We start from the raw sequence: 23786 nt of genomic DNA on the forward strand, positions 1-23786 counted from the left end.
CAAGCGGGGTTGCGCGGCTGCGTGGCGACGCGGCTGCACGCCCCCAGCGGCACGACTGCCCGCAGCTGCGCGCGGCTACGCGGCTACGCGGCTGCCGGGGCTATGCGGCTGCCGGGGCTATGCGGCTGTGCGGAGCCACGGCCACGCGGGGGCTACGCGGCTGCGCGGCGCGACAGCCACGCTGCGCCACAGCTGCTCGGCGACGCGGCTGCACAGCTATGCGGTTGCACAGCCACACGGCTACATAGCTACACCCCTACACATCCACGCGGCTAAACGGCCGCCCACGCTGCCGCGCCGCAGCCGCCGCGCCATTACGTGCCGCGTCGTTAGGCGCCTGAGCAGGGGTTCTTAAGTGATTTGCTTCTGTTGGCGTCCTTGACGTAACGTTGCATTCACCGACGCGGGGTGGAGCAGCTCGGTAGCTCGCTGGGCTCATAACCCAGAGGTCGCAGGTTCAAATCCTGTCCCCGCTACTAATGGCCGAGGGCCGGAATCCAGTCACTGGATTCCGGCCCTCGGTTTTTGTGCCCTGCCACCAAGGGCAGCCGCTGCTTACGCCGACGCGCAGTTCGGGCACAGGCCCCGGTACGTCACCTCGACGTCCGAGACCGTGAAGCCGAAGCGCTCCGAGTCGGGGAGGTCGGCCAGCGGATTGCCCGTGGGGTGGACGTCGCGGATCGCGCCGCACCGGGCGCACACCAGGTGGTGGTGCGGGCTGCGCGCGTTCGGGTCGTACCGCTTGGCGCGCTTGTCCGTGCTGACCTCGAGCACCTCGCCGAGGGAGACCAGCTCGCCCAGCGTGTTGTAGACGGTCGCCCGGGAGATCTCGGGCAGCTTGGCGACAGCCCGGGCGTGCACCTCGTCGGCCGTCAGGTGGACGTGTTCGCCGTCGAGGACCTCGGCCACGACGCGCCGCTGCGCGGTCATCCGCCATCCGCGTCCGCGCAGCCGTTCCAGAAGGTCACTCATGAGGACCAGCCTAGCAGCAGGAGGAACAATTCCCGAACAGGTGTGATTTTGGAGCTTGAATTGACTTAGACAAAGTCCATTGTAGGATCGAGTACGGCTCTGGTCGAGGGACAGGAAACCGGCCGAGGAGCAGGAACACGCAAGGCATGACACAGGAGGCGCACGTGACCCAGGGACCGCTCACGACGGAGGCCGGTGCTCCGGTCGCCGACAACCAGAACAGCGAGACCGCGGGCGTCGGCGGCCCGGTGCTCGTCCAGGACCAGCTCCTGCTGGAGAAGCTGGCCCACTTCAACCGTGAGCGCGTCCCGGAGCGTGTCGTGCACGCCCGTGGCGCCGGTGCCTACGGCACCTTCACGGTGACCGCCGATGTCACGCAGTACACGCGGGCCGCGTTCCTCTCCGAGGTCGGCAAGCAGACCGAGGTCTTCCTGCGCTTCTCGACGGTGGCCGGCAACCTCGGCGCGGCGGACGCCGTCCGTGACCCGCGTGGCTTCGCGCTGAAGTTCTACACCGAGGAGGGCAACTACGACCTCGTCGGCAACAACACCCCGGTGTTCTTCATCAAGGACGCCATCAAGTTCCCGGACTTCATCCACACCCAGAAGCGCGACCCGTACACCGGCTCGCAGGAGGCGGACAACGTCTGGGACTTCTGGAGCCTGTCTCCCGAGTCCACGCACCAGGTGACCTGGCTGTTCGGCGACCGCGGCATCCCGGCGTCGTACCGCCACATGAACGGCTACGGCTCGCACACCTTCCAGTGGAACAACGAGGCGGGAGAGGTCTTCTGGGTCAAGTACCACTTCAAGACCGACCAGGGGATCAAGAACCTCACCGCCGAGGAGGCCGAGATCCTCGCGGGCAAGGACCCCGACTCGCACCAGCGCGACCTGCGCGAGGCCATCGAGCGCGGCGAGTTCCCGACCTGGACCGTGCAGGTCCAGATCATGCCGGCGGCCGACGCGGCGACGTACCGCTTCAACCCCTTCGACCTCACCAAGGTGTGGCCGCACGAGGACTACCCGCCGATCGAGATCGGCAAGCTGGAGCTCAACCGCAACCCGCGGAGCGTCTTCGCCGAGGTCGAGCAGTCGATCTTCAGCCCCGCCCACTTCGTGCCGGGCATCGGCCCGTCCCCGGACAAGATGCTCCAGGGCCGCCTCTTCGCGTACGGCGACGCCCACCGCTACCGCGTCGGCATCAACGCCGACCAGCTGCCGGTGAACCGTCCGCACGCCACCGAGGCGCGCACCAACTCCCGTGACGGCTTCCTGTACGACGGCCGGCACGGCGGCGCGAAGAACTACGAGCCGAACAGCTTCGGGGGACCGGCGCAGACCGGCCGTGCGCTGTGGCAGCCGTTCGACGGCTTCACCGCCGGCACCGGCAACCACCCGGCGCCGGTGCACGCCGAGGACAACGACTTCGTCCAGGCGGGCAACCTCTACCGGCTGATGTCCGAGGACGAGCGGGAGCGCCTGATCAACAACCTTGCGGGCGCCCTCTCCCAGGTCTCGCGCGAGGAGATCGTCGAGCGCGCGATCGACAACTTCCGTCAGGCGGACGCCGACTTCGGCAAGCGGCTGGAGGCCGCGGTCCAGGCCCTGCGCGGCTGACACCACCAGCACTGGACCGCTTGCCGAGTGGACGGGCCGGATCTCCTGTACGAGGGGATCCGGCCCGTCCGTATGCCTACGAGCATGTCTGCTCAGGCCGGCACCTGCTGCCGTACCGGTGCCCAGCAGCGGATGATGTCGCGGACCGAGACGATCCCGGCGGGTTCGCCGCCGTCGAGCACGATGAGGTGCCGGAAGCCGCCGTGTGCCATCGCGCCGGCCGCCTCCTCCAGGGTCCACGACGGGGCCGCGAACACGACGTCGGTGGTGGTGTGGTCGTGGGCGTGTTCGGTGTCGGGGTTCTGGCCGAGGCCGACGGAGTTCAGGATGTCGCGCTCGGTGAGGATGCCGATGCCGCCGGCGTCGGGGTCGTGGACCACGGCCGCGCCGACCCGACGGGCGGACATCAGCGCGGCGGCCTGCCGCAGGGTGTGAGTGGGGCCGATGGTGAGGACGACTGTGCTCATGGCGTCACGTACGAGCATGGATGGAGCCACCTCCTGGAGTGTCCCCGCCCTGTGTTCCGTTTGTTCACCGTTTCACAAGTTCACAAGTGGGGGGACTTTCAGGGTGGCAGGTAAAGCGGGGGTCAACAAGTGGGCGTTCAGTAACGCTGGTTGAGGTACGCCAGCAGCTCGTCGTGCAACAGGCCGTTCGACGCCGCCGCGTTGCCGCTGTGCGGGCCGTGGCGGCCGTCGAGGCCGGTGAAGGTGCCGCCGGCCTCCGTGACGATGATGGCGTTCGCGGCCATGTCCCACAGCGACAGCTCGGGTTCGGCGCACATGTCGACCGAGCCCTCGGCGACCATCATGTACGGCCAGAAGTCGCCGTACGCGCGCGTGCGCCACACCTCGCGGGTCAGGTCCAGGAAGCCGTTCAGGCGGCCCTGCTCCTCCCAGCCGGAGAGGGAGGAGTATGCGAAGGAGGCGTCCGGCAGCTTGGAGACGCGCGAGACGTGCAGCCGGCTCGCGGAGGTGAGGCTGCGGCCGCTGAAGGCGCCGTGGCCCTTCGCCGCCCACCAGCGACGGCCGAGAGCGGGGGCGGAGACGACGCCGACGACGGGCTGATAGCCGCCCTCCGACGCCTCCATCAGAGAGATCAGGGTCGCCCAGACGGGGACGCCGCGTACGTAGTTCTTGGTGCCGTCGATGGGGTCGATGACCCAGCGGCGAGGGCCCGTGCCCTCGACGCCGTACTCCTCGCCGAGGATCGCGTCGCGCGGGCGGGCGCGCTGGAGGTGGTTGCGGATGAGTTCCTCGGCGGCCCGGTCGGCCTCGGAGACCGGCGTCATGTCGGGCTTGGTTTCGACCTTCAGGTCGAGGGCCTTGAAGCGGTCCGTCGTCGCGGCGTCGGCGGCGTCCGCGAGGACGTGGGCAAGACGCAGGTCGTCGAGATAGTCGGGCATGTGACGAACGGTATCTGTCGTGGTCGGTACGGGGCTACAGGGGGCGGTGGTGGGCGCGTTGCGCACCCGCCCCCTCAAATACCCTCAAGCTCCCACCTCCGACGATCTGCACGAACCCTTGACAGTGCCCCCACAGCCGTCAAATCTGGGCGCAAAGTCCGTCCCTCCAGGGAGGCGATGATGCCTGCTGCCCGGGAGTCCCTGCTGGACGCCGCCTATACGGCGCTCGCGCGGCGGCCGTGGGCCGCGGTGCGGATGGTGGACGTGGCCGCGGCGGCCGGGGTGTCCCGGCAGACGCTGTACAACGAGTTCGGAAGCAAGGAGGGGCTCGCCCGGGCGCTGGTGCGCAGGGAGGCCGACGGGTACCTCGTCGGTGTCGACCGGGCCCTCAGCACACACAGCGACCCGCGCGAGCGGCTCATGGCGGCCGCCGAGTGGACCATCGTGGCCGCCCGCCAGAACCAGCTCGTCCGCGCCATGCTCACCGGCTGCTGGAGCGAGCGGCTGCCCTCGCCGACCCTGGAAGCGGTGCCGTCCTCCTCCGCCGTCCCCGCGCAGCGCCGGGCCGACGGCCCGTTGCCCTCGCCCGGCGACTTCGTGGCGCTGGTCCGCGACCGGGCCGTCGCGGTGCTGGCCGGGCCCGGCGTGCCCAGGGCGGACACCGCCGACCTGGCGCGCTCCTGCGAACTGGTCGTCCGTCTCGCGCTGTCCTGCGTGGCCGCACCGCCCGGGGACGGCGGCGTCACGGACCTGATGCGCGGCGCCCTGCACCGGCAGCCGGTGTAAGCCCTTAGGTCTCAGCCCTTAGATCTCAGCCCTTAGATCTCAGTGCGCCGAGCCGGACAGCTGCAGCCCGATGATGCCGATGATGACCAGGCTGATCGAGACGATCTTCAGCGTGGAGACGATGTCGCCGAGGAAGATCATGCCGTAGATGGCGGTACCGGCCGCGCCGATGCCGGTCCACACCGCGTACGCGGGACCGACGTCGAGTTTCTTCAGGGAGAGTGTCAGCAGGCCGAAGCTGCCGATCGCGAAGACGCAGAACGCGATGGTCGGCCAGAGCCTGGTGAAGCCGTTCGACAACTTCAGACAGATCGCAAAGCCGGTTTCGAGCAACCCGGCCACGATGACCAGCAGCCACGCCATGTGCTGTCCTCCCCGTTTCTCCACGAACTGTGACCGCGTGTCAGGCGTTTGTCAGGGTTGGCATCCGGCTTTTGCGATTATGCCCTTACCGAACCCGCCGCAAGACAAACCCCGCGTGAAGAGAAACAACGCGACCCTCGGTCCCCTTCCTTCCGGTTCCTTCCGGCGGTCAGTCGCCTTCCTTCCGCTCGCGCGTGGCCAGCAGCCGCCGCAGCGAGTACAGCCGGGCGGGATCGGCGTGCCCCCCGGCCACCCACTCGTCCAGCGCGCAGTCCTGCTCGTCGTGACTGCACGCGCGCGGGCAGCCCTCCGTGCCCGGCTTCAGGTCGGGGAAGGCGTGGATGACCCGGGACGGATCGATGTGCGCGATTCCGAACGACCGTACGCCCGGCGTGTCGATCACCCAGCCGTCCGTGCCGGTCAGCGGCAGGGCGAGCGCCGACGTGGTGGTGTGCCGACCGCGTCCGGTCACCGCGTTCACCCGCCCCGTCAACCGCCGCCGCTCCTTCGGCACCAGCGCGTTGACCAGGGTCGTCTTGCCGACGCCCGAATGCCCGACGAACGCCGTGACCTTGCCCTCCAGCTGCTCGAACACCCGCTCCGCCGCATCGCCGCTGTCCAGCTCCTCGCGGCTGGTGACGACGTACGGGATGTCCAGGTCGCCGTACAGCTCCAGGAGCGTGTCGGGCGGGGCGAGGTCCGACTTGGTCAGCACCAGGAGCGGGTCCAGGCCGCCGTCGTACGCCGCCACCAGGCAGCGGTCGATCAGGCGCGGGCGTGGCTCGGGGTCGGCGAGGGCGGTGACAATGGCGAGCTGGTCGGCGTTGGCGACGACGACGCGCTCGTACGGGTCGTCGTCGTCCGCGGTGCGGCGCAGCACCGATGTGCGCTCCTCGATGCGCACGATCCGCGCGAGCGTGTCCTTCTTGCCGGACAGATCGCCGACGAGGGCGACCCGGTCGCCGACCACCGCCGCCTTGCGGCCCAGCTCGCGGGCCTTCATGGCCATGACCACGCGGTCCTCGACCAGACACGTCAGGCGGCCCCGGTCGACGGTGAGGACCATGCCCTCGGCCGCCTCCTCGTGCTTTGGGCGGATGTTCGTACGCGGCCGGGTGCCCTTGCGGTTGGGGCGGGAGCGGATGTCGTCCTCGTCGGTGTGCTTGCCGTAGCGGCGCATGGCGTGTCCCCTACGCCCCGAGCATCCCGGTCCACAGTTCGGGGAAGTCCGGCAGGGTCTTCGCCGTCGTCGCCACGTTCTCGATCTGTACGCCCTCCACCGCGAGGCCGATGATCGCGCCGGCGGTGGCCATGCGATGGTCCTCGTACGTGTGGAAGATCCCGCCGTGCAGGGGGCGCGGGCGGATGTGCAGACCGTCGGCGGTCTCGATGACGTCACCGCCGAGTTCGTTGATCTCCTTGGTGAGCGCGGCCAGGCGGTCGGTCTCGTGCAGCCGCAGATGCGCCACCCCGCGCAGTGTGGAGGGGGAGTCGGCGAGGGCGGCGACCGCCGCGATGCCGGGGGTCAGTTCGCCGACGTCGCCGAGGTCGACATCGATGCCGTGGATCGTGCCCGAGCCGGTGAACACCAGGCCGTAGTCGGTCAGTTCGCAGGAACCGCCCATTTCGGTGAAGATCTCGCGCAGCCGGTCGCCGGGCTGGGTGGTGCGGGACGGCCAGTCCGGGATCAGCACCTTGCCGCCGGTGACCAGGGCCGCCGCCAGGAACGGCTGGGCGTTCGACAGGTCCGGCTCGATCGTCAGGTCCCGGCCGAGCAGGGCACCGGGCGTGACCCGCCAGACGTTGCGCTCGCCGCCCGACTCGGGGGTGTCGACCTGGGCGCCGACCGCGCGCAGCATGTCGACGGTCATCCGGATGTGCGGCATGGACGGCAGCGTGGAGCCGATGTGGCGGACCTCCACGCCCTGGTTGAAGCGCGGGCCGGACAGCAGCAGGGCGCTGACGAACTGGGACGACGACGAGGCGTCGATCTCGACCGGACCGCCGTCCAGCGCGCCCCCGCCGTGCACGGTCAGCGGCAGCGCGCCACGGCCGTCGTCGTCGATCCGGGCACCGAGCACGCGCAGCGCGTCGATCACGCCGTTCAGGGGACGCTCGTACGACCTCGGGTCGCCGTCGAAGCGGATGGGACCGTCGGCGAGCGCGGCGACCGGCGGCAGGAAGCGCATCACCGTGCCGGCGTTGCCGACGTCGACCGTGGCCGGGCCGCGCAGCCCCGCGGGGAGCACGCGCCACGCCTCGCCGGTGCCGTCCGGGCCCACGCCCTCCTCGATACCGACGCCCATCTCCCGCAGGGCACCGGCCATCAGCAGCGTGTCGCGGGAGCGCAGCGGGCGGCGCAGCCAGCCCGGCTCCGAGGCGAGGGCGGCGAGCACCAGGGCACGGTTGGTCACCGACTTGGATCCGGGCACATGGACCGTCGCGTCGACGGCTCCGCTCGCGTGCGGGGCGGGCCAGAGGGCGGTGTCTGCGGGGTTCTGCGCCATGGGCCCCACTCTAGTAGGCGGCGGTGGTTCGGGTACGAGTGCGTTGTGGCTGGTCGGGCAGTCACCGGCGCGCCACCGCGAGCGGCTCACACCTCCAGGAGCCAGCGCCCGCCGCCGATCAGGGAGCTCAGCGACACCACGTGGAAGAGGAACAGCCACAGCCCCGCCGGTACGTTCGTCAGCCGCGACAACTGGTCCGCGTCCGAGTCGCCCGCGCCGCCCCGGCGCCGCTTCGACTGGAGTTCGAACGCCGGGCGCACCCCGCCGAGCAGCAGGAACCACACCACCACGTACGCGAACACCGCCTGCACCTGGGGCCCGGCAAGCCAGGAGACCAGGACGAACGCGCCGCCGGTCAGGAAGACGGTCAGGACGCCGTAGGCGTTGCGGATCATCACCAGCATCGCGAGCAGCAGGGCGGTCGCCACCCACAGCAGCAGGGTGATGTGCCCGGTGGCGAGCAGCGCGGCGCCGCCGAGGCCCAGCAGTGGGGGAGCGGTGTATCCGGCGGCCGCGGTGAGGATCATGCCGATGCCGTAGGGCTTGCCCCGGCTGACCGTGAGGCCGCTGGTGTCGGAGTGCAGGCGTATGCCGGTCAGGGTGCGGCCGGTGAGCAGCGCGATCAGGCCGTGGCCGCCTTCGTGGGCGATGGTGATGGCGTTGCGGGCGACGCGCCACAGCCCGTGCGGGACGATCACGGCGAGGGCGGCGGCCAGGGTGGCGAATACGACCCACAGGTCGGGGTCGGGCTGGGTGCCGACGAGCTCGTCCCAGAGGGAGGTGGCTGTAGTGCTGTCCATGTTCCGGCGGCGCTCCCTCTGATCGGCGGGGTCTGGCAGTGTGGCACGTACGTGCGGACGGTATCTGAGACGCCGACGTGGCAGCGATCGTTCCTGGCGGCAAACGTGCAGGTCACAGCGTTGGAGTCGGGGAGTGATCCGGGAGGCGGGTCATGCGGGACCGGTCCCGGCGCGGCGCCACTACCGTGCCGACATGCCGCGACTCGACCGTGATCAGCGTCCCCGGGGCGGGCGCTCCCGCCGCAAAGCCGGACTTGTGCTCGCCGCTGCCGTGAGCCTGCTCAGCGCCGGGTGTTCGAGCGAGCAGCCCGCGCCGCGGCAGTCGTCCCCCAGTCCAACACCCTCGTCCTCCGCCTCCGCCTCCGCCTCGGCCCCCACCTCCGCACCGGCGCAGCCGATCAAGTACACCCAGAAGCAGCTCGCGGCGCGGCCGTGCCTCGCCCTCGACGAGCGCGACCGCGCCGCCCTCGGAATCAGCGGCCCGGGGGAACAGTCGTCCGGCAAGCACGGGGCGCAGTGCGCGTGGAAGCTGGGCGGCCAGTACGTCAGCCTCGCACTGGATCTGCCGCTGTCCTACGCGAAGACCATGACCAAGAACGGACGCGTCTCGCAGGTGCCGGTGGGGCAGCACAAGGCCATCCAGTCCGAATTTCAACGGATCTGCTTCATCTTCGTCGCGGTGGACGATGTCAACCGCTTGATCGGCACCACGACCATTCCGGACCGCGGGGTGTCGCAGGACGGAACATGCCCCGCGGGCGCGTCGGTCGCCGCCGCTGCCCTGACCCACATCCGATGACGAGGTCTGCCACTCTTGGACGTGTGAGGCGGCATGATCCAGCGGTCTCGCAGGTTGGAGGGGCGGTCAGATATGTGCGGACGGTATGCGGCGAGTCGTAGGCCCGAGGATCTCGCAGGGATCTTCGAGATCGAGAAGTGGGAGCCGGAGGAGACCCTGGAGCCCGACTACAACGTCGCTCCCACCAAGGAGGTCTACGCCGTCCTCGACCGGCCTCTGAAAGACGTGGCCGACCCGCGCCCCGTTCGGCAGCTGCGCAAGCTCAAGTGGGGGCTCGTCCCGTCCTGGGCCAAGACGCCCGAGGGCGGCGCCCGGATGATCAACGCCCGCGCCGAGAGCGTCCACGAGAAGCCCGCCTTCCGCCGCGCCTTCGCCGCCCGGCGCTGCATCGTGCCCGCCGACGGCTACTACGAGTGGGTCACCGGCAAGCAGGAGCGGGACCTGGAGGTCGAGGGCAAGAAGAAGCGGCCGCGCAAGCAGCCGTACTTCGTGCTGCCCGCCGACGGGTCCGTCTTCGCGATGGCCGGGCTGTACGAGTTCTGGCGCGACCGGACCCTGCCCGACGACCACCCCCAGGCCTGGTGGGTCACCTGCTCGGTGATCACCACCGAGGCCGAGAGCAGCCCGCTGGCGGTGGCCCCCGCCGAGGGCCCGTACGCGCTCGCCGACATCCACCCCCGGATGCCGCTGATGCTCACCCCCGACCGCTGGGACGCCTGGCTCGACCCGTCCCGCACCGACCCCGACGATCTGCGCGAGCTGCTCGCCCCGCCCCCGCCCGGCCTGATGCGCGCCTACCCGGTGACCACCGCCGTCTCCAACGTCCGCAACAACGGCCCGGAGCTGCTGAAGGAGCTGGAGGGACCGGTGGAGGGCACACTCTTTTGATGTGAGCGAGATCATCGAGACCGAGGCCGGGGCCGCGCGCATCACCTGGCACCGGGCGAAGCGACCCAAGTTCGTCCTGGCCGTCAGTCATGGCGCGGGCGGCGGCATCGAGGCGCGGGACCTGACGGCGCTGGCCGAGGTGCTGCCCGGACATGGCGTGACCGTGGCGCGGGTCGAGCAGCCCTGGCGGGTGGCCGGCAAGAAGATGGCGCCCGCGCCGAAGACGCTGGACGTGGGCTGGCGCGGCATCTGGGCCGCGGTGTCCGAGCCGGGGCTGCCGGTGATCTCCGGCGGCCGCAGCGCGGGTGCCCGGGTGGCCTGCCGTACGGCGACGGAGCTCGGCGCCGCGGCCGTTCTCGCCCTGGCCTTCCCGCTCCACCCGCCCGGCAAGCCGGAGAAGTCACGTGCCGAGGAACTGCTCGGAGCGGGGGTGCCCACCCTCGTCGTGCAGGGCGGGAACGACCCCTGGGGAAAGCCCCAGGAGTTCCCCGCGGGGGAGTACGAGCTGGTCGAGGTGCCGTACGGCGATCATGGCTTCGCTGTGCCGAAACGGGCGGAGATCGGTCAGGATCAGGCTGTCGCGATCATCACGGACGCGGTGGTGAAGTGGACCGGGTCACTGGAGTAAAGATTCGGGAATGCTCCGGCCCCGACCACTGTTGAGGCGGACAGAAGTGCTGATGACCAGCACCGACGTCGTAGGAGAGGAAGTCCGCCGCATGGGTTCGACCTTCTGCCCGGCCCGCAGCAGCCGTACTGACCTGGACTGGACGGTGCTGCACGCGGCCAAGACCGCCCCTGTTCGGGCGGCGGCGGGTGCGGATCGTCGTCTATCCTCCGATTCTGGTGGGATCGGCTTCGGTCCTGCCCAGATCGCTGAGGAGGTGGGTCCGGTCACCGGTACCGACGCAGGGACCGACAACGGCCAGGCGGAGCTGCCCGAGGGCCAGGGCAACAGCGCGGAGACGACCGCGGAGCGCAGTGCGCGCTTCGAACGGGACGCGCTCGAATTCCTCGACCAGATGTACTCGGCCGCGCTGCGCATGACACGCAACCCGGCCGATGCCGAGGACCTGGTGCAGGAGACGTACGCCAAGGCGTACGCGTCCTTCCACCAGTTCCGCGAGGGCACAAACCTCAAGGCGTGGCTGTATCGGATCCTCACCAACACGTTCATCAACTCGTACCGCAAGAAGCAGCGCGAGCCCCAGCGCAGTGCGGCCGAGGAGATCGAGGACTGGCAGCTCGCCCGCGCCGAGTCGCACATGTCGACGGGCCTGCGCTCCGCCGAGTCGCAGGCGCTCGACCACCTGCCCGACTCGGACGTGAAGGAAGCGCTGCAGGCGATCCCCGAGGAATTCCGCATCGCCGTCTATCTCGCGGACGTAGAGGGCTTTGCGTACAAGGAGATCGCGGACATCATGGGGACACCCATCGGTACGGTGATGTCCCGGCTGCACCGGGGCCGCCGTCAGCTGCGCGGCATGCTCGAGGACTACGCCCGTGAGCGCGGGCTGGTCCCGGCCGGCGCCGGAGAGTCGAACGAAGCGAAAGGCTCGGGCTCATGAGCTGCGGAGAGCCGCACGAGACGGACTGCAGTGAGGTCCTCGACCACCTGTACGAGTTCCTCGACAGTGAGATGCCGGACGTCGATCGCGAGAAGTTCCAGCACCACTTCGAGGAATGCTCGCCGTGCCTGGAGAAGTACGGCCTGGAGCAGGCCGTGAAGAAGCTGGTCAAGCGGTGCTGCGGGCATGACGACGTGCCCACCGACCTGCGGGCCAAGGTGATGGGGCGGATCGACCTGATCCGCTCCGGGCAGGCCGTGCCCGAGCACGACGTGACGGCCACGGCGCAGGAGTCCTGACTCCGCGCACTTCAACGCACCCGGTGCCTGTCACCCGAATGCGTTAATCGGCCGTCCGTCGGCCCGCGTTCCCTCCGTACCGCCCTAGGCTCCGGAGCCTGAAACAGGCATGGACCGGGGGAGGGCGTCGTTCATGGAGGCGGTTCCGGCGATGACGCTGCTCGCCGTCCTGTACGCCGGCGGGGAGTGGCTCGCCCGCAGGAGGTTTCCCGGCACCTTCTACCCCGTCCTGCTCGCCGCGGTGTTCCTGCTGCCGGCGCCCGCCGCCGCGCTGGTCGCGCTGCCGGGTGCGCTGCTGTCGCCCGTCGAGCAGCGCCCCGCCTGGCTACGACGGGTCTGGCGGGCCGCCGAGCTGGTGGTGGCCGTGTGGGCGGCCGGGCGGGTGTTCCGGGCGCTGGGCGGGCGGGACGCCGTGGAGGCGTCCGACGTTCCGTACGCGCTCGGCCCGGCGGCGGGTGCGGTGCTGGCGTTCTGCGCGGTGCTGACGGTGCTCGACGGGGGGATTCTCGTCGTCGCCGAACGCGTGCCGGTACGGCGGGCCTGGCGAGGCCTGCTGCTGAGGTCGCTGGCGCCGGTCGGCGTGCACGGGCTCGCCGGACTGATGATGGCCGTACTGTGGCGCAGCCCGTACGGCCCCCTGGCCGCGCTGCTCGTGCTGCTGCCGATGGGCGTGTCCTGGTGGGCGTTCGCGCAGTACCACCGGGAGCGGGGCGCCCACCAGGCGACCATCCGGGCGCTGGTGCAGGCCGTCGACATCAAGGACGAGTACACCCGCGGGCACAGCGAACGGGTCGGGCAGGCATCGATGATGATCGCGCGCGAGCTGGGCATGGACGACGAGCGGGTCGAGGTACTGCGGTTCGCCGGGATCCTGCACGACGTGGGCAAGCTGGGCGTGCCCACACGGCTGCTGCGCAAGGACGGGCCGCTGACGCCCGAGGAGCGGCGGGTGATCGAGCTGCACCCGGAGTACGGGCACGAGATGGTGCGGGGCATCTCGTTTCTGGGCGAGGCCCGGGCCGCCGTACTGCATCATCACGAGCGGCTGGACGGGAGCGGGTATCCGTACGGGCTCGTCGGGAGTCAGATTCCCGAGTCCGCGCGGGTGGTCGCCGTTGCCGATGCGTTCGACGCGATGACGTCCACCCGGTCCTACAGCAGGGCTCGGCCTGTCGCTGTCGCGTTGGAGGAACTGGAGCGGTGTGCGGGGCGGCAGTTCGATCCGGTGATGGTGGCTGCGCTGGTGCGGGTGGTACGACGGTCCGGGTGGGACCCCGTTGTCACCGCTGACGGCGTGCCGTCCCGTCGCGTTCCCTCACCCGCACCTGTTTCCGGTCGGGCAGGAGCGCACCGTTGAAACGCGGTCGAGCTCTCCCTCTGATCCACGGCTCCGCCGCCCTCCTCGCCCTTTTCTCCCTCGGCGCCACCCTCTGGACCGGCGTCGAGCAACGCGGCATCGCGCTCGCCTTCGGTGCGCTCGTCGCCCTCGGTGAACTCACCCGCTGGCACGGACCGCAGGTCAGGGAGGCCGCGCCGCTCGGGGCCGCCGGGGCGTTGTCGTACGCCCTGCTCGGGGAGGACGCCGGGCGGGCCACCACCCACGGAGTCGCCCAGGTGATCAGCGTCGTGCTCGCCGCCTCGCTCGTCGGGTGTGTGCCGCACATCGCGCGGGGGCGTGGAGGCGTCTTCGACCATCTGGCGCGGCGGGTGCTCACCGTCGGGTTCGCCGCCGTGTGCTTTCAACCGCTGTACAACCACGGCACATTCGCGGACTGGAGCGGACCCGCCTACGCCCTGCTGCTCATCGCGCTGCTCGCCCTCACCGCGCTGTGCGACGCCGTGCTCGCCGCCGCGCTGGCGCACTCCCGCACCGGGTGGCCGTTCGGGCCGCTGCTGCGGGACGAGCTGCGGGGCATGCCGGGGATCGGGTCGGCCGTGGGTGCGACCGGGGCTGTGATGGCGCTGGGTGTCGCGGTCGTCGGGCTGTGGGCGCTGCCCGTGTTCTGTCTGCCGCTGCTGCTCACTCAGGTGTCCCTGCGCCGCTACGCCGCCGTGCGGACGACGTACCGGCAGACCATCGCCTCCCTGGCCCGGGCCACCGAGATCGCGGGGTACACCCCGGCCGGGCACGCTCGCCGGGTCGCCGCGCTGAGCCGGGCCGTCGGGCGGGACCTGGGGCTGAGCGAGCCGGAGCTCACCGTGCTGGAGTACGCGGCGCTGATGCACGACATCGGGCAGCTGAGCCTGGTCGACCCGGTGCCGGCCGGGGCCACGGCCGGGCTGCCCGGCGCCGAGCAGCGGCGGATCGCGCTGCTGGGCGGGGCGGTCGTACGGCAGACCGGGGTGGACGCCGAGGTCGCCGTGGTGGTGGAGCGGCAGGCCGATCCGTACCCCGAGCAGCCACCGGCCGCGCGGATCGTGCGGGCGGTGAACGCCTACGACGAGAAAGTGCGCGACGCGGGCCCCGGCGGGCCGCTGACCGCGCTGGAGGAGCTGCGGCTGGGGACCGCGGGGGACTACGCTCCCGAAGTCGTCGAGGCGCTGGCCCGGGTGCTGTCGAGGGAGGGTCTGACCCTGCCCTCGGCTGGGTAACCCATGGGTAATGAGCGCCCTTCCAGCCGCACGTGGTTGGATGCGAAGGAGAGGGTGTCCGGGGGCACAGGCCAGCCCACTGAACGGAACTGGCAGGCGGGAATCGTGAGGATCTTCGGCAAGGGACGGCACCGGCCCTCCGCCTCCTGGCGGCAGGCCACCGACCGGGCGTTCACGCTCATCGGGGACGGCCGGTACGAGGACGCGGGCGCGCTGCTGACGCGGGCCGCCGACCTGGAGCCCTGGCTGTCGGAGTCCTGGTTCAACCTCGCCCTGCTGCACAAGTTCCGGCACGACTGGGAGCAGGCCCGCGCGGCCGGTCTGCGGGCCGTCGCCCTGCTCGACCGGGAGACCGGCGCACCCGACTGGTGGAACGTCGGCATCGCCGCCACCGCCCTGCAGGACTGGCCGCTGGCCCGCCGCGCCTGGCAGGCCTACGGACTGCACGTGCCCGGCGGCGCCACGGACTCCGGCGAGCCCACCGGTATGGACCTGGGCAGCGCGGCCGTACGGCTGTCGCCCGAGGGTGAGGCCGAGGTCGTGTGGGGGCGGCGGCTGGATCCGGCGCGGATCGAGGTGCTGTCCATCCCGCTGCCGTCGTCGGGGCGGCGCTGGGGCGAGGTCGTCCTGCACGACGGGGTGCCGCACGGGGAGCGGACCACGGCTGCCGGGCACTCGTATCCCGTGTTCGACGAGATCGAGCTGTGGGCGCCCTCGCCCGTGCCCACCTGGGTGGTCCTCCTCGAGGCAGCCACCGAGGCCGACCGGGACGCGCTGGAGCAGCTCGCCGCCGACGCCGGGTTCGCCGCGGAGGACTGGTCGTCGTCCGTGCGGCTGCTGTGCCGGCTGTGCTCCGAGTCACGGATGCCGGCCGACGAGGGCGACGGGGAGCATCTGGACCCGCACGACCACAGCGAGCCCGGGCATCCGGGGCCGCTGGGGCATCGGACCGACGGGCAGCTGTGGGTGCCGGAGCGGGAGTGCGGGGTGGCTGCGCCGGCTTCACTGGTTCGGGGGTTGTTGGACGGGTGGGTCGCGGACTCACCCGATTCGAGGGACTGGCGGGATCTGGAAGAGGTCTGCTGACCGGCCGCCGTACCCTGTATCAGCATCACACCCCAGTTTTCCCAGGAAGGCGTACGTCGGTCATGGCGCAGCAGGACACCGATCAGCAGCACGCGGGCGTGCTCCCCGTGGACGACGATGGCTTCGTCATCGACACCGAGGAGTGCGAGGAGCGCGAGGCGGCCTGGCGTGAGCGGGGCACCTCGCGGCCGATCACCGTGGTCGGGAACCCGGTGCTGCACAAGGAGTGCAAGGACGTCACCGACTTCGGCGAGGAGTTCCAGCAGCTGGTCGCGGACATGTTCGCCAGCCAGCGCACCGCCGAGGGCGTGGGCCTGGCCGCCAACCAGATCGGCGTCGACCTGAAGGTGTTCGTCTACGACTGCCCGGACGACGAGGGCGTCCGGCACGTCGGCGTGGTCTGCAACCCCAAGCTCGTCGAACTGCCCGCCGAAAAGCGCCGGTTGGACGACAGCAACGAGGGCTGTCTGTCGGTGCCGACGGCGTACATGCCGCTGGCCCGCCCGGACTACGCGGAGGTGACCGGGCAGGACGAGCGGGGCAACCCGATCAAGGTGCGGGGCACCGGTTACTTCGCTCGGTGTTTGCAGCACGAGACCGACCACCTCTACGGCTACCTCTACATCGACCGGCTCTCCAAGCGGGAACGCAAGGACGCGCTGCGGCAGATGGCCGAGAACGAGCCCCGCTACCCCGTGGTCGCGAACGACTGACACCTCACCCGTCCCCCGCGTACGGCGTCTGATCAGGCTGCTCAGCCCGACCAGGCGCCGTTCGTCTGTCCGTCGCACGTTCGATCGGATGTGTGCCGCGAGTGATCCAGAACCAGTCATGAGGCGGGAGAATCTCGGCACTGTGGGGTAGTGAATGAAGCAAATCCGTTCCCAGAACGGTCAGTTGTGGTGCTGAATGGGATGTGCGGGATACGCAACGGCGCACGCCCGGCACAGCGGCAGGGTGTGCGCAACTGGCGGCTGAGAGGGGTTTGTTCGTGCCTGCTTTCCCACACAGCACCACAGCGACCGCAACCGCGGTCGCGATCCCACCTTCGCTGTCTCTCCCGGTGATCGAGGCGGCGTTTCCCAGGCAATTGCACCCGTATTGGCCCAGGCTCCAGGAGAAGACCCGTACATGGCTCCTGGAAAAGCGGCTCATGCCGGCGGACAAGGTTGAGGAATATGCCGACGGCCTGTGCTACACCGATCTCATGGCGGGGTACTACATTGGCGCCCCCGATGACGTCCTGCAGGCGATAGCGGACTACAGCGCGTGGTTCTTCGTCTGGGACGACCGGCACGACCGCGACATCGTCCACCACCGCCCCGTGGCCTGGCGCCGACTGCGGGCCCGGCTGCACGAGGCGCTCGATTCCCCCCAGGATCACCAGCACCACGCGGATCCGCTGGTCGCGGGGTTCGCGGACAGTGTGCTGCGGCTGTACTCGTTCCTGCCCCGTACCTGGAACGAGCGGTTCGCCCGGCATTTCCACGCGGTGATCGAGGCGTACGACAGGGAATTCCACAACCGTACCGAGGGAATTGTCCCGACGGTCGAGGAATACCTGGCGCTGCGCCGGCTCACGTTCGCGCACTGGATATGGACCGATCTGCTGGAGCCGAGCGCCGGGCAGGAACTCCCGGACGCCGTGCGAAAGCACCCGGTCTATCGGAAGGCGGCGCTGCTGAGTCAGGAATTCGCCGCCTGGTACAACGACCTCTGTTCCCTGCCCAAGGAAATCGCGGGCGAGGAGGTGCACAATCTCGGAATCAGTCTCATCACCCATGAGGGACTGACTCTCGAAGAGGCAGTCGTCGAAGTGCGGCGGCGCGTCGAGGAATGCATAGCGGAATTCCTCGTCGCCGAACGGGAGGGCTTACGCTTTGCGGACGCCCTCGACGACGGCACCGTTCGCGGAAAGGAACTGGGTGCTGCCGTACGCGCCTGCCTCGGGAATATGCGGAACTGGTTCAGTTCCGTCTACTGGTTCCACCACGAGTCCGGCCGCTACATGGTCGACAGCTGGGACGACCGGTCCACGCCCCCGTACGTCAACAACGAAACGGCAGGTGAGAAATGACCGTCGAGTCAGTCAAGCCCGAAGCCGAAGTGCGCCCGGCTGCGGAACTGCGTGAACCGCCCCTCGCGGGCGGTGGTGTCCCGCTCCTCGGCCACGGCTTAAAGCTGGCGCGCGATCCGCTGGCCTTCATGGCCCAGCTGCGCGACCACGGTGACGTGGTCCGGCTGCGGCTCGGCCCCAAGACGGTGTACGCCGTCACCACCCCGGCGCTCACCGGCGCCCTGGCGCTGAGCCCCGACTACAAGATCGACGGCCCGCTGTGGGAGTCCCTGGAGGGCCTGCTCGGCAAGGAGGGCGTGGCCACCGCCAACGGGCCCCGTCACCGGCGCCAACGCCGCACCATCCAGCCCGCGTTCCGGCTCGACGCGATCCCCGCCTACGGGCCGATCATGGAGGAGGAGGCGCACGGCCTCACCACCCGCTGGCAGCCCGGCGAGACCATCGACTGCACCTCCGAGTCCTTCCGGGTGGCCGTGCGCATCGCGGCCCGCTGTCTGCTGCGCGGCGAGTACATGGACGAGCGCGCCGAGCGGCTGTGCCTCGCCCTCGCCACCGTGTTCCGCGGTATGTACCAGCGGATGGTGATCCCGCTCGGGCCGCTGTACCGGCTGCCGCTGCCCGCCAACCGGGAATTCAACCGGGCGCTGGCCGATTTGCATCTCCTCGTCGACGAGATCGTGGCCGAGCGGAGGGCATCCGGTCAAAAGCCGGACGATTTGCTGACGGCATTGCTGTCCGCGAAGGACGAGAATGGCGAGCCCATCGGGGAACAGGAGATCCACGACCAGGTGGTCGCGATACTCACCCCGGGGAGCGAAACCGTGGCCTCCACGATCATGTGGCTGCTCCAGGTGCTCGCCGAGCATCCGGAACACGCGGACCGGATCCGGGACGAAGTTGAATCCGTGACCGGTGGCCGGCCCGTCGGATTCGCGGACGTCCGCAACCTCACGCACACGAACAATGTCGTCGTGGAGGCGATGCGTTTGCGCCCCGCCGTATGGATACTGACCCGGCGGGCGGTCACCGACACGGAACTCGGCGGCTATCGCATTCCGGCCGGGGCGGACATCATCTACAGTCCGTACGCGATACAGCGCGATCCGCGATCGTATGCGGACAACCTGGAGTTCGACCCCGACCGGTGGCTTCCGGAACGCGTCAAGGACGTGCCGAAATATGCCATGAGTCCGTTCAGCGTGGGTAATCGCAAGTGCCCGAGCGACCACTTCTCGATGGCCCAGCTGACGCTCATCACGGCGGCGGTGGCGACGAAGTACCGCTTCGAGCAGGTGCCCGGATCGAACGACGCGACCCGGGTGGGCATCACGCTGCGTCCGCACCGGCTGCTGCTCACGCCGGTGCCCCGGTGACGGTCAGGCGGCCTCCGGGCCCCTGAACGTGCGCCGGTAGGCGTTGGGGGTGGTCCCCAGCGCCCGCACGAACTGATGGCGCAGCGCGGCCGCGTTGCCGAACCCCGTTCGACCGGCGATCGCGTCCACCGTCTCGTCCGTCGCTTCCAGCAACCGCTGGGCCAGCAGCACGCGTTGGCGCAGGATCCAGCGGTACGGAGTGGTTCCCGTCTCCTGCTGGAAGCGGCGGGCGAAGGTGCGCGGGGACATCATGGCGCGGGCGGCGAGCTGCTCGACCGTCACCTCCTGGTCGAGGTTGCGTTCCATCCACACCAGCACCTCGGCGACCGTGTCGCACTCGGAGCGGGGCAGTGGCCGCTCGATGAACTGCGCCTGACCGCCGTCGCGGTGCGGGGGCACCACCATCCGCCGTGCGATCTTGTTGGCGACCTCCGGCCCCTGCTCCTTGCGCACGATGTGCAGGGCGGCGTCGATGCCCGCTGCCGTACCGGCCGACGTGATCACCGGGTCCTCGTCGACGTACAGCACGTCCGGCTCGACGACGGCCCGCGGATACTGCCGTCCCAGCTCCTCGGCGTGCCGCCAGTGGACCGCGCACCGCCGTCCGTCCAGCAGCCCCGCGGCGCCCAGCACGAAGACCCCGGAGCACACGCTGAGCACCCGCGCACCCCGCTCGACGCCCCGGCGCAGGGCGTCGAGCAGCTCGGGCGGAAACGTCCGCGAGTCGTAGGACGAGCCCGCCGGTACGGCGATCAGGTCGGCGCTCTCCAGGCGCTCCAGCCCGTGCTCGACCTGCATGGAGAAGCCGGCGTTCGACCGCAGCACCGGCCCTTCCGCCGAGGCGACCGCGAAGTCGTACACCGGCAGCCCGTCGTCGCTCCGGTCGATGCCGAAGACCTCACAGATCACACCCAGCTCAAAGGGGTTCACACCGTCGACGAGGACGGCCGCCACGTTCTGAAGCATGCCCCCAGTGTGCCTCGGCGGTGGCAGTAAATCGAGGGTCCACGACAGTCCTGCCACTGTTGGTAAGGAGCATCAAGCGCGACAGTGGTGTCCATGAACGCGAACCAGATCGAAGCACTCATCGGAATGCTGGCCGTCGCCGGACTCTTCGTGATCATGTTCCTCCCCGCACTGATCGGCATGGCGCACGAGCGCCGCGTCGACCGAGAGATCAGGGAGGCCCAGGACCACGCCAAGGAAAAGGAGGATCAGAAGTCCTCGTCCAGGTCGACCGTGCCCTCCACGGCGACCTGGTACGCCGAAGGACGCCGCTCGAAGAAGTTGGTCAGCTCCTGAACCCCCTGGAGCTCCATGAAGGAGAAGGGGTTCTCGGAGCCGTACACCGGGGCAAAGCCGAGGCGCGTCAGGCGCTGATCGGCGACACACTCCAGGTACTGCCGCATCGAGTCGGTGTTCATACCCGGGAGGCCGTCACCGCACAGGTCGCGCGCGAACTGCAGCTCGGCCTCGACGGCCTCCCTCAGCATGTCGGTGACCTGCTGCTGGAGCTGGTCGTCGAAGAGCTCCGGCTCCTCCTTGCGGACGGTGTCGACCACGTCGAACGCGAAGCTCATGTGCATGGTCTCGTCGCGGAACACCCAGTTGGTGCCGGTCGCGAGGCCGTGCAGCAGACCCCGGCTGCGGAACCAGTAGACGTACGCGAAGGCGCCGTAGAAGAACAGGCCCTCGATGCACGCGGCGAAGCAGATCAGGTTGAGCAGGAAGCGGCGCCGGTCGGCCTTGGTCTGCAGGCGCTCCAGCTTCTCCACCTCGTTGATCCACTTGAAGCAGAACTCGGCCTTCTCGCGGATGGAGGGGATGTTCTCGACGGCGTCGAAGGCCGCCGCCCGGTCGTCCGGGTCGGGGAGGTAGGTGTCCAGCAGGGTCAAGTAGAACTGGACGTGGACCGCCTCCTCGAAGAGCTGCCTGGAGAGATACAGCCGCGCCTCGGGGGAGTTGATGTGCTTGTACAGCGTCAGCACCAGGTTGTTCGCGACGATCGAGTCCCCCGTCGCGAAGAACGCGACCAGACGGCCGATCAGATGCTGCTCACCCGGCGTGAGCTTCGCGAGGTCGGCGACGTCCGAGTGGAGGTCGACCTCCTCGACGGTCCAGGTGTTCTTGATGGCGTCCCGGTAGCGCTCGTAGAAGTCGGGGTAGCGCATCGGGCGGAGGGTGAGCTCGAAGCCGGGGTCGAGAAGGTTCTGGTTGTTGCTGGGCATTACTGGCAGGCCTCGCAGGACTCGGGGTTCTCAAGGGAGCAGGCGACGGCGTCTTCAGGTGCCGTCTGCTGCACGGGGACAGTTGCTCGGGCGGCGCGGGCGATGCGGGTCGCCGGGCGGGAGCGCAGGTAGTACGTCGTCTTCAGGCCCGACTTCCAGGCATACGCGTACATCGAGGAGAGCTTGCCGATGGTCGGCGTCTCCAGGAAGAGATTCAGCGACTGGGCCTGGTCGAGGAACGGGGTCCGGGCGGCCGCCATGTCGATGAGGCCGCGCTGCGGGATCTCCCACGCCGTGCGGTACAGCCGTCGTACGTCCTCGGGGATCCAGGCGAAGTCCTGCACCGAACCGTTCGCCTCGCGCAGCGCCTCACGGGTGCGGGCGTCCCAGACGCCGAGCGCCTTCAGGTCCTGCACCAGGTAGGAGTTGACCTGGAGGAACTCGCCGGACAGGGTCTCGCGCTTGAAGAGGTTCGACACCTGCGGCTCGATGCACTCGTAGACACCGGCGATCGAGGCGATGGTCGCGGTGGGCGCGATCGCCAGCAGCAGCGAGTTGCGCATGCCGACGGAGGCGATCCGCTCGCGCAGCGCCGCCCAGCGCTCCGGCCAGGTCAGCTCGACGTCGAAATGGTCCGGGTGCAACACGCCCCGCGCGGTACGGGTCTTGTCCCACGCGGGCAACGGCCCGTTGCGCTCGGCGAGGTCGGCGGACGCCTCGTACGCGGCGAGCATGATGCGCTCGGCGATGCGGGTGGAGAGCTTGTGAGCCTCGGGCGAGTCGAAGGGCAGCCGCAGATTGAAGAAGACGTCCTGCAGACCCATCGCGCCGAGGCCGACGGGGCGCCAGCGGGCGTTGGAGCGGCCCGCCTGCTCGGTCGGGTAGAAGTTGATGTCGACCACGCGGTCGAGGAAGGTGACGGCGGTGCGGACGGTGGCGTCCAGGCGCTCCCAGTCGATGCTCTGAGTCGCCGTATCGACAAAGGCACCCAGGTTCACCGACCCCAGGTTGCAGACCGCCGTCTCCCCGTCGCTCGTGACCTCCAGGATCTCCGTGCAGAGGTTCGAGGAGTGGATCACCTGGCCCGGCTCGGCGGTCTGGTTGGCGGTCCGGTTGGCGGCGTCCTTGAAGGTCATCCAGCCGTTGCCGGTCTGCGCGAGGGTGCGCATCATCCGGCCGTACAGCTCGCGGGCGGGGAGGGTCTTCTTGGCGAGGCCTTTTCGTTCGGCCGCCCGGTACGCCGCGTCGAACTCCTCGCCCCACAGGTCGACCAGCTCGGGCACGTCCGAAGGCGAGAACAGCGACCACCGCGCGTCCGCGTTCACCCGGCGCATGAACTCGTCCGGGATCCAGTGCGCCAGGTTGAGGTTGTGCGTACGGCGGGCGTCCTCACCGGTGTTGTCCCGCAGCTCCAGGAACTCCTCGATGTCGGAGTGCCAGGTCTCCAGGTAGACCGCCGCCGCGCCCTTGCGCCGGCCGCCCTGGTTCACGGCGGCGACCGAGGCGTCCAGCGTCTTCAGGAACGGCACGATGCCGTTGGAGTGGCCGTTGGTGCCGCGGATCAGGGAGCCGCGGGAACGGATGCGGGAGTACGCGATGCCGATGCCGCCCGCGTGCTTCGAGAGACGGGCCACCTGGTGGTAGCGGTCGTAGATGGAGTCCAGCTCGTCCTTGGGGGAGTCCAGCAGGTAGCAGGACGACATCTGGGGGTGCCGGGTGCCGGAGTTGAAGAGGGTGGGGGAGGAGGGGAGGTAGTCGAGGCGGCTCATGAGCCCGTAGAGCGCGGCGACTTCATCGACCGACCGGGGGGTGTCGTCCTCGGCGAGACCGGCGGCGACGCGCAGCATGAAGTGCTGGGGCGTCTCGATGACCCTCCGGGTGATCGGGTGCCGGAGCAGATAGCGGCTGTGCAGGGTGCGCAGGCCGAAGTAGCCGAAGCGGTCGTCGGCTTCCGGATCGATCAGGGCGTTCAGGCGGTCGGCGTGCAGGCGTACGAAGTCGGCCGTACGGTCGGCGATGAGCCCTTCCCGGTGCCCCACCGCGACGGACTCGGTGAAGGACGTGACGCCTTGTGAGGCGGCCTCGGCGGCGATGGAGATGGTCAGCAGCCGGGCGGCCAGCCGGGAGTAGGCGGGGTCCTCGGAGATGAGACCGGCGGCGGCCTCCGTGGCCAGCTCGCGCAGCTCCGCCTCGTCCGCTCGGGCGGAGCGGCCGCGCAGCGCGGCGGCGGCGACCCGGCCGGGGTCGGCGTCGGGGAGGTCGGCGGTCAGCTCGGTCAGGGTCCGCAACAACGCGGTTCCGGGGCCGTCGGACTCGGGGGTCGCTGAGGCCGGTTCGGCTGGCGCGATGGTCACGTGGGGCTCTCCCTCGCTCGGCACGGGGGCCTTGCGGAGGGCAGGGGGCAGCACACGAGCGCACGCGGCG

At 69.9% G+C, this 23786-nt stretch carries 24 protein-coding genes and 1 tRNA gene; 15 read left to right on the top strand and 10 right to left on the bottom strand.

The window, feature by feature from the left end; all coding sequences use genetic code 11:
- Positions 1 to 402 precede the first annotated feature (402 nt).
- Positions 403 to 476: transfer RNA gene (locus tag SSP24_RS25235), tRNA-Met, on the top strand.
- A 79-nt stretch (positions 477 to 555) separates the two neighbouring features.
- Here the strand turns inward: SSP24_RS25235 and SSP24_RS25240 are convergent.
- Positions 556 to 972 carry a Fur family transcriptional regulator gene (locus SSP24_RS25240; RefSeq protein WP_141311987.1) on the bottom strand — a complete coding sequence of 139 codons (417 nt, stop codon included), beginning with the start codon at positions 970 to 972 and terminating at the stop codon, positions 556 to 558.
- 164 nt (positions 973 to 1136) lie between these two features.
- On the opposite strand from SSP24_RS25240, the gene SSP24_RS25245 reads away from it, so the two are divergent.
- On the top strand, positions 1137 to 2591 hold the full coding sequence (locus SSP24_RS25245) for a catalase (protein WP_218037104.1): 1455 nt from the start codon (positions 1137 to 1139) through the stop codon (positions 2589 to 2591).
- A gap of 92 nt (positions 2592 to 2683) precedes the next feature.
- Here SSP24_RS25245 and SSP24_RS25250 read toward each other — a convergent pair whose 3' ends face one another.
- Both SSP24_RS25250 and hisN read right to left on the bottom strand, forming a co-directional pair.
- Complete coding sequence (locus SSP24_RS25250; protein WP_141311989.1) at positions 2684 to 3076, bottom strand: CBS domain-containing protein; 393 nt, start codon at positions 3074 to 3076, stop codon at positions 2684 to 2686.
- A 119-nt stretch (positions 3077 to 3195) separates the two neighbouring features.
- Positions 3196 to 3996, bottom strand: a complete 801-nt coding sequence (hisN, locus tag SSP24_RS25255) for a histidinol-phosphatase (protein WP_141311990.1) — start codon at positions 3994 to 3996, stop codon at positions 3196 to 3198.
- 177 nt (positions 3997 to 4173) lie between these two features.
- On the opposite strand from hisN, the gene SSP24_RS25260 reads away from it, so the two are divergent.
- On the top strand, positions 4174 to 4782 hold the full coding sequence (locus SSP24_RS25260) for a TetR/AcrR family transcriptional regulator (RefSeq protein ID WP_141311991.1): 609 nt from the start codon (positions 4174 to 4176) through the stop codon (positions 4780 to 4782).
- 39 nt (positions 4783 to 4821) lie between these two features.
- Here SSP24_RS25260 and SSP24_RS25265 read toward each other — a convergent pair whose 3' ends face one another.
- From SSP24_RS25265 to SSP24_RS25280, 4 genes are all read right to left on the bottom strand, one after another.
- A complete protein-coding gene (locus tag SSP24_RS25265) occupies positions 4822 to 5145 on the bottom strand; it encodes a DMT family transporter (protein WP_141311992.1) in 324 nt (107 codons plus the stop codon).
- Positions 5146 to 5314: 169 nt separating this feature from the next.
- The gene (rsgA, locus tag SSP24_RS25270) at positions 5315 to 6325 is read right to left on the bottom strand and encodes a ribosome small subunit-dependent GTPase A (protein ID WP_141311993.1); all 1011 of its coding nucleotides are present in this window, start codon (positions 6323 to 6325) and stop codon (positions 5315 to 5317) included.
- Between the two features lie 10 nt (positions 6326 to 6335).
- The gene (gene aroA, locus SSP24_RS25275) at positions 6336 to 7652 is read right to left on the bottom strand and encodes a 3-phosphoshikimate 1-carboxyvinyltransferase (RefSeq protein WP_141311994.1); all 1317 of its coding nucleotides are present in this window, start codon (positions 7650 to 7652) and stop codon (positions 6336 to 6338) included.
- A gap of 86 nt (positions 7653 to 7738) precedes the next feature.
- Entirely contained in the window at positions 7739 to 8452 is a 714-nt protein-coding gene (locus tag SSP24_RS25280; RefSeq protein ID WP_141311995.1) for a M50 family metallopeptidase, read from the bottom strand.
- Between the two features lie 193 nt (positions 8453 to 8645).
- Here SSP24_RS25280 and SSP24_RS25285 point away from each other — a divergent pair, with 193 nt between their 5' ends.
- The 11 genes from SSP24_RS25285 to SSP24_RS25335 all read left to right on the top strand — a co-directional run bounded on the left by SSP24_RS25285 (position 8646) and on the right by SSP24_RS25335 (position 19134).
- Positions 8646 to 9251 carry a DUF3558 family protein gene (locus tag SSP24_RS25285; protein ID WP_141311996.1) on the top strand — a complete coding sequence of 202 codons (606 nt, stop codon included), beginning with the start codon at positions 8646 to 8648 and terminating at the stop codon, positions 9249 to 9251.
- A 72-nt stretch (positions 9252 to 9323) separates the two neighbouring features.
- The gene (locus SSP24_RS25290; protein ID WP_141311997.1) at positions 9324 to 10139 is read left to right on the top strand and encodes an SOS response-associated peptidase; all 816 of its coding nucleotides are present in this window, start codon (positions 9324 to 9326) and stop codon (positions 10137 to 10139) included.
- A 1-nt stretch (position 10140) separates the two neighbouring features.
- Complete coding sequence (locus SSP24_RS25295) at positions 10141 to 10767, top strand: alpha/beta hydrolase family protein (RefSeq protein WP_141311998.1); 627 nt, start codon at positions 10141 to 10143, stop codon at positions 10765 to 10767.
- A gap of 256 nt (positions 10768 to 11023) precedes the next feature.
- Positions 11024 to 11707 carry an RNA polymerase sigma factor SigR gene (sigR, locus tag SSP24_RS25300; RefSeq protein WP_189986292.1) on the top strand — a complete coding sequence of 228 codons (684 nt, stop codon included), beginning with the start codon at positions 11024 to 11026 and terminating at the stop codon, positions 11705 to 11707.
- Complete coding sequence (gene rsrA, locus SSP24_RS25305; RefSeq protein WP_141311999.1) at positions 11704 to 12006, top strand: mycothiol system anti-sigma-R factor; 303 nt, start codon at positions 11704 to 11706, stop codon at positions 12004 to 12006. Before sigR ends, rsrA begins: the two co-directional genes overlap by 4 nt.
- 133 nt (positions 12007 to 12139) lie before the next feature.
- The gene (locus SSP24_RS25310; protein WP_229865182.1) at positions 12140 to 13363 is read left to right on the top strand and encodes an HD-GYP domain-containing protein; all 1224 of its coding nucleotides are present in this window, start codon (positions 12140 to 12142) and stop codon (positions 13361 to 13363) included.
- Positions 13360 to 14598 carry an HD-GYP domain-containing protein gene (locus tag SSP24_RS25315; protein WP_141312001.1) on the top strand — a complete coding sequence of 413 codons (1239 nt, stop codon included), beginning with the start codon at positions 13360 to 13362 and terminating at the stop codon, positions 14596 to 14598. Before SSP24_RS25310 ends, SSP24_RS25315 begins: the two co-directional genes overlap by 4 nt.
- Positions 14599 to 14703: 105 nt before the next feature.
- On the top strand, positions 14704 to 15684 hold the full coding sequence (locus SSP24_RS25320; RefSeq protein ID WP_141312002.1) for a tetratricopeptide repeat protein: 981 nt from the start codon (positions 14704 to 14706) through the stop codon (positions 15682 to 15684).
- 62 nt (positions 15685 to 15746) lie between these two features.
- Positions 15747 to 16397, top strand: a complete 651-nt coding sequence (gene def / locus SSP24_RS25325; protein ID WP_141312003.1) for a peptide deformylase — start codon at positions 15747 to 15749, stop codon at positions 16395 to 16397.
- A gap of 278 nt (positions 16398 to 16675) precedes the next feature.
- Positions 16676 to 17761, top strand: a complete 1086-nt coding sequence (cyc1, locus tag SSP24_RS25330) for an epi-isozizaene synthase (RefSeq protein ID WP_141312004.1) — start codon at positions 16676 to 16678, stop codon at positions 17759 to 17761.
- Entirely contained in the window at positions 17758 to 19134 is a 1377-nt protein-coding gene (locus SSP24_RS25335; RefSeq protein ID WP_141312005.1) for a bifunctional albaflavenone monooxygenase/terpene synthase, read from the top strand. Before cyc1 ends, SSP24_RS25335 begins: the two co-directional genes overlap by 4 nt.
- A 3-nt stretch (positions 19135 to 19137) precedes the next feature.
- Here the strand turns inward: SSP24_RS25335 and SSP24_RS25340 are convergent, their stop codons facing one another.
- Positions 19138 to 20100, bottom strand: coding sequence for a GlxA family transcriptional regulator (locus SSP24_RS25340; RefSeq protein WP_141312006.1), 963 nt, complete (start codon positions 20098 to 20100; stop codon positions 19138 to 19140).
- A gap of 93 nt (positions 20101 to 20193) precedes the next feature.
- Here SSP24_RS25340 and SSP24_RS25345 point away from each other — a divergent pair, with 93 nt between their 5' ends.
- On the top strand, positions 20194 to 20436 hold the full coding sequence (locus SSP24_RS25345; protein ID WP_141312007.1) for a hypothetical protein: 243 nt from the start codon (positions 20194 to 20196) through the stop codon (positions 20434 to 20436).
- Here SSP24_RS25345 and SSP24_RS25350 read toward each other — a convergent pair.
- Both SSP24_RS25350 and SSP24_RS25355 read right to left on the bottom strand, forming a co-directional pair.
- On the bottom strand, positions 20349 to 21362 hold the full coding sequence (locus SSP24_RS25350; protein ID WP_141312008.1) for a ribonucleotide-diphosphate reductase subunit beta: 1014 nt from the start codon (positions 21360 to 21362) through the stop codon (positions 20349 to 20351). The genes SSP24_RS25345 and SSP24_RS25350 overlap by 88 nt on opposite strands.
- Entirely contained in the window at positions 21362 to 23716 is a 2355-nt protein-coding gene (locus SSP24_RS25355) for a ribonucleoside-diphosphate reductase subunit alpha (RefSeq protein ID WP_141312009.1), read from the bottom strand. The genes SSP24_RS25350 and SSP24_RS25355 overlap by 1 nt, the downstream gene beginning before the upstream one ends.
- Between the last annotated feature and the right edge of the window lie 70 nt (positions 23717 to 23786).

It is taken from the genome of Streptomyces spinoverrucosus (assembly GCF_006539505.1).
GTDB lineage: Bacteria > Actinomycetota > Actinomycetes > Streptomycetales > Streptomycetaceae > Streptomyces > Streptomyces spinoverrucosus.

Coding starts and splice junctions, on each gene's coding strand:
- SSP24_RS25240 (WP_141311987.1), bottom strand. CDS start 972: ATGAGTGACCTTCTGGAACGGCTGCGCGGACGCGGATGGCGGATGACC.
- SSP24_RS25250 (WP_141311989.1), bottom strand. CDS start 3,076: ATGCTCGTACGTGACGCCATGAGCACAGTCGTCCTCACCATCGGCCCC.
- hisN (WP_141311990.1), bottom strand. CDS start 3,996: ATGCCCGACTATCTCGACGACCTGCGTCTTGCCCACGTCCTCGCGGAC.
- SSP24_RS25260 (WP_141311991.1), top strand. CDS start 4,174: ATGATGCCTGCTGCCCGGGAGTCCCTGCTGGACGCCGCCTATACGGCG.
- SSP24_RS25265 (WP_141311992.1), bottom strand. CDS start 5,145: ATGGCGTGGCTGCTGGTCATCGTGGCCGGGTTGCTCGAAACCGGCTTT.
- rsgA (WP_141311993.1), bottom strand. CDS start 6,325: ATGCGCCGCTACGGCAAGCACACCGACGAGGACGACATCCGCTCCCGC.
- aroA (WP_141311994.1), bottom strand. CDS start 7,652: ATGGCGCAGAACCCCGCAGACACCGCCCTCTGGCCCGCCCCGCACGCG.
- SSP24_RS25280 (WP_141311995.1), bottom strand. CDS start 8,452: ATGGACAGCACTACAGCCACCTCCCTCTGGGACGAGCTCGTCGGCACC.
- SSP24_RS25285 (WP_141311996.1), top strand. CDS start 8,646: ATGCCGCGACTCGACCGTGATCAGCGTCCCCGGGGCGGGCGCTCCCGC.
- SSP24_RS25290 (WP_141311997.1), top strand. CDS start 9,324: ATGTGCGGACGGTATGCGGCGAGTCGTAGGCCCGAGGATCTCGCAGGG.
- rsrA (WP_141311999.1), top strand. CDS start 11,704: ATGAGCTGCGGAGAGCCGCACGAGACGGACTGCAGTGAGGTCCTCGAC.
- SSP24_RS25310 (WP_229865182.1), top strand. CDS start 12,140: ATGGAGGCGGTTCCGGCGATGACGCTGCTCGCCGTCCTGTACGCCGGC.
- def (WP_141312003.1), top strand. CDS start 15,747: ATGGCGCAGCAGGACACCGATCAGCAGCACGCGGGCGTGCTCCCCGTG.
- SSP24_RS25335 (WP_141312005.1), top strand. CDS start 17,758: ATGACCGTCGAGTCAGTCAAGCCCGAAGCCGAAGTGCGCCCGGCTGCG.
- SSP24_RS25340 (WP_141312006.1), bottom strand. CDS start 20,100: ATGCTTCAGAACGTGGCGGCCGTCCTCGTCGACGGTGTGAACCCCTTT.
- SSP24_RS25345 (WP_141312007.1), top strand. CDS start 20,194: ATGAACGCGAACCAGATCGAAGCACTCATCGGAATGCTGGCCGTCGCC.
- SSP24_RS25350 (WP_141312008.1), bottom strand. CDS start 21,362: ATGCCCAGCAACAACCAGAACCTTCTCGACCCCGGCTTCGAGCTCACC.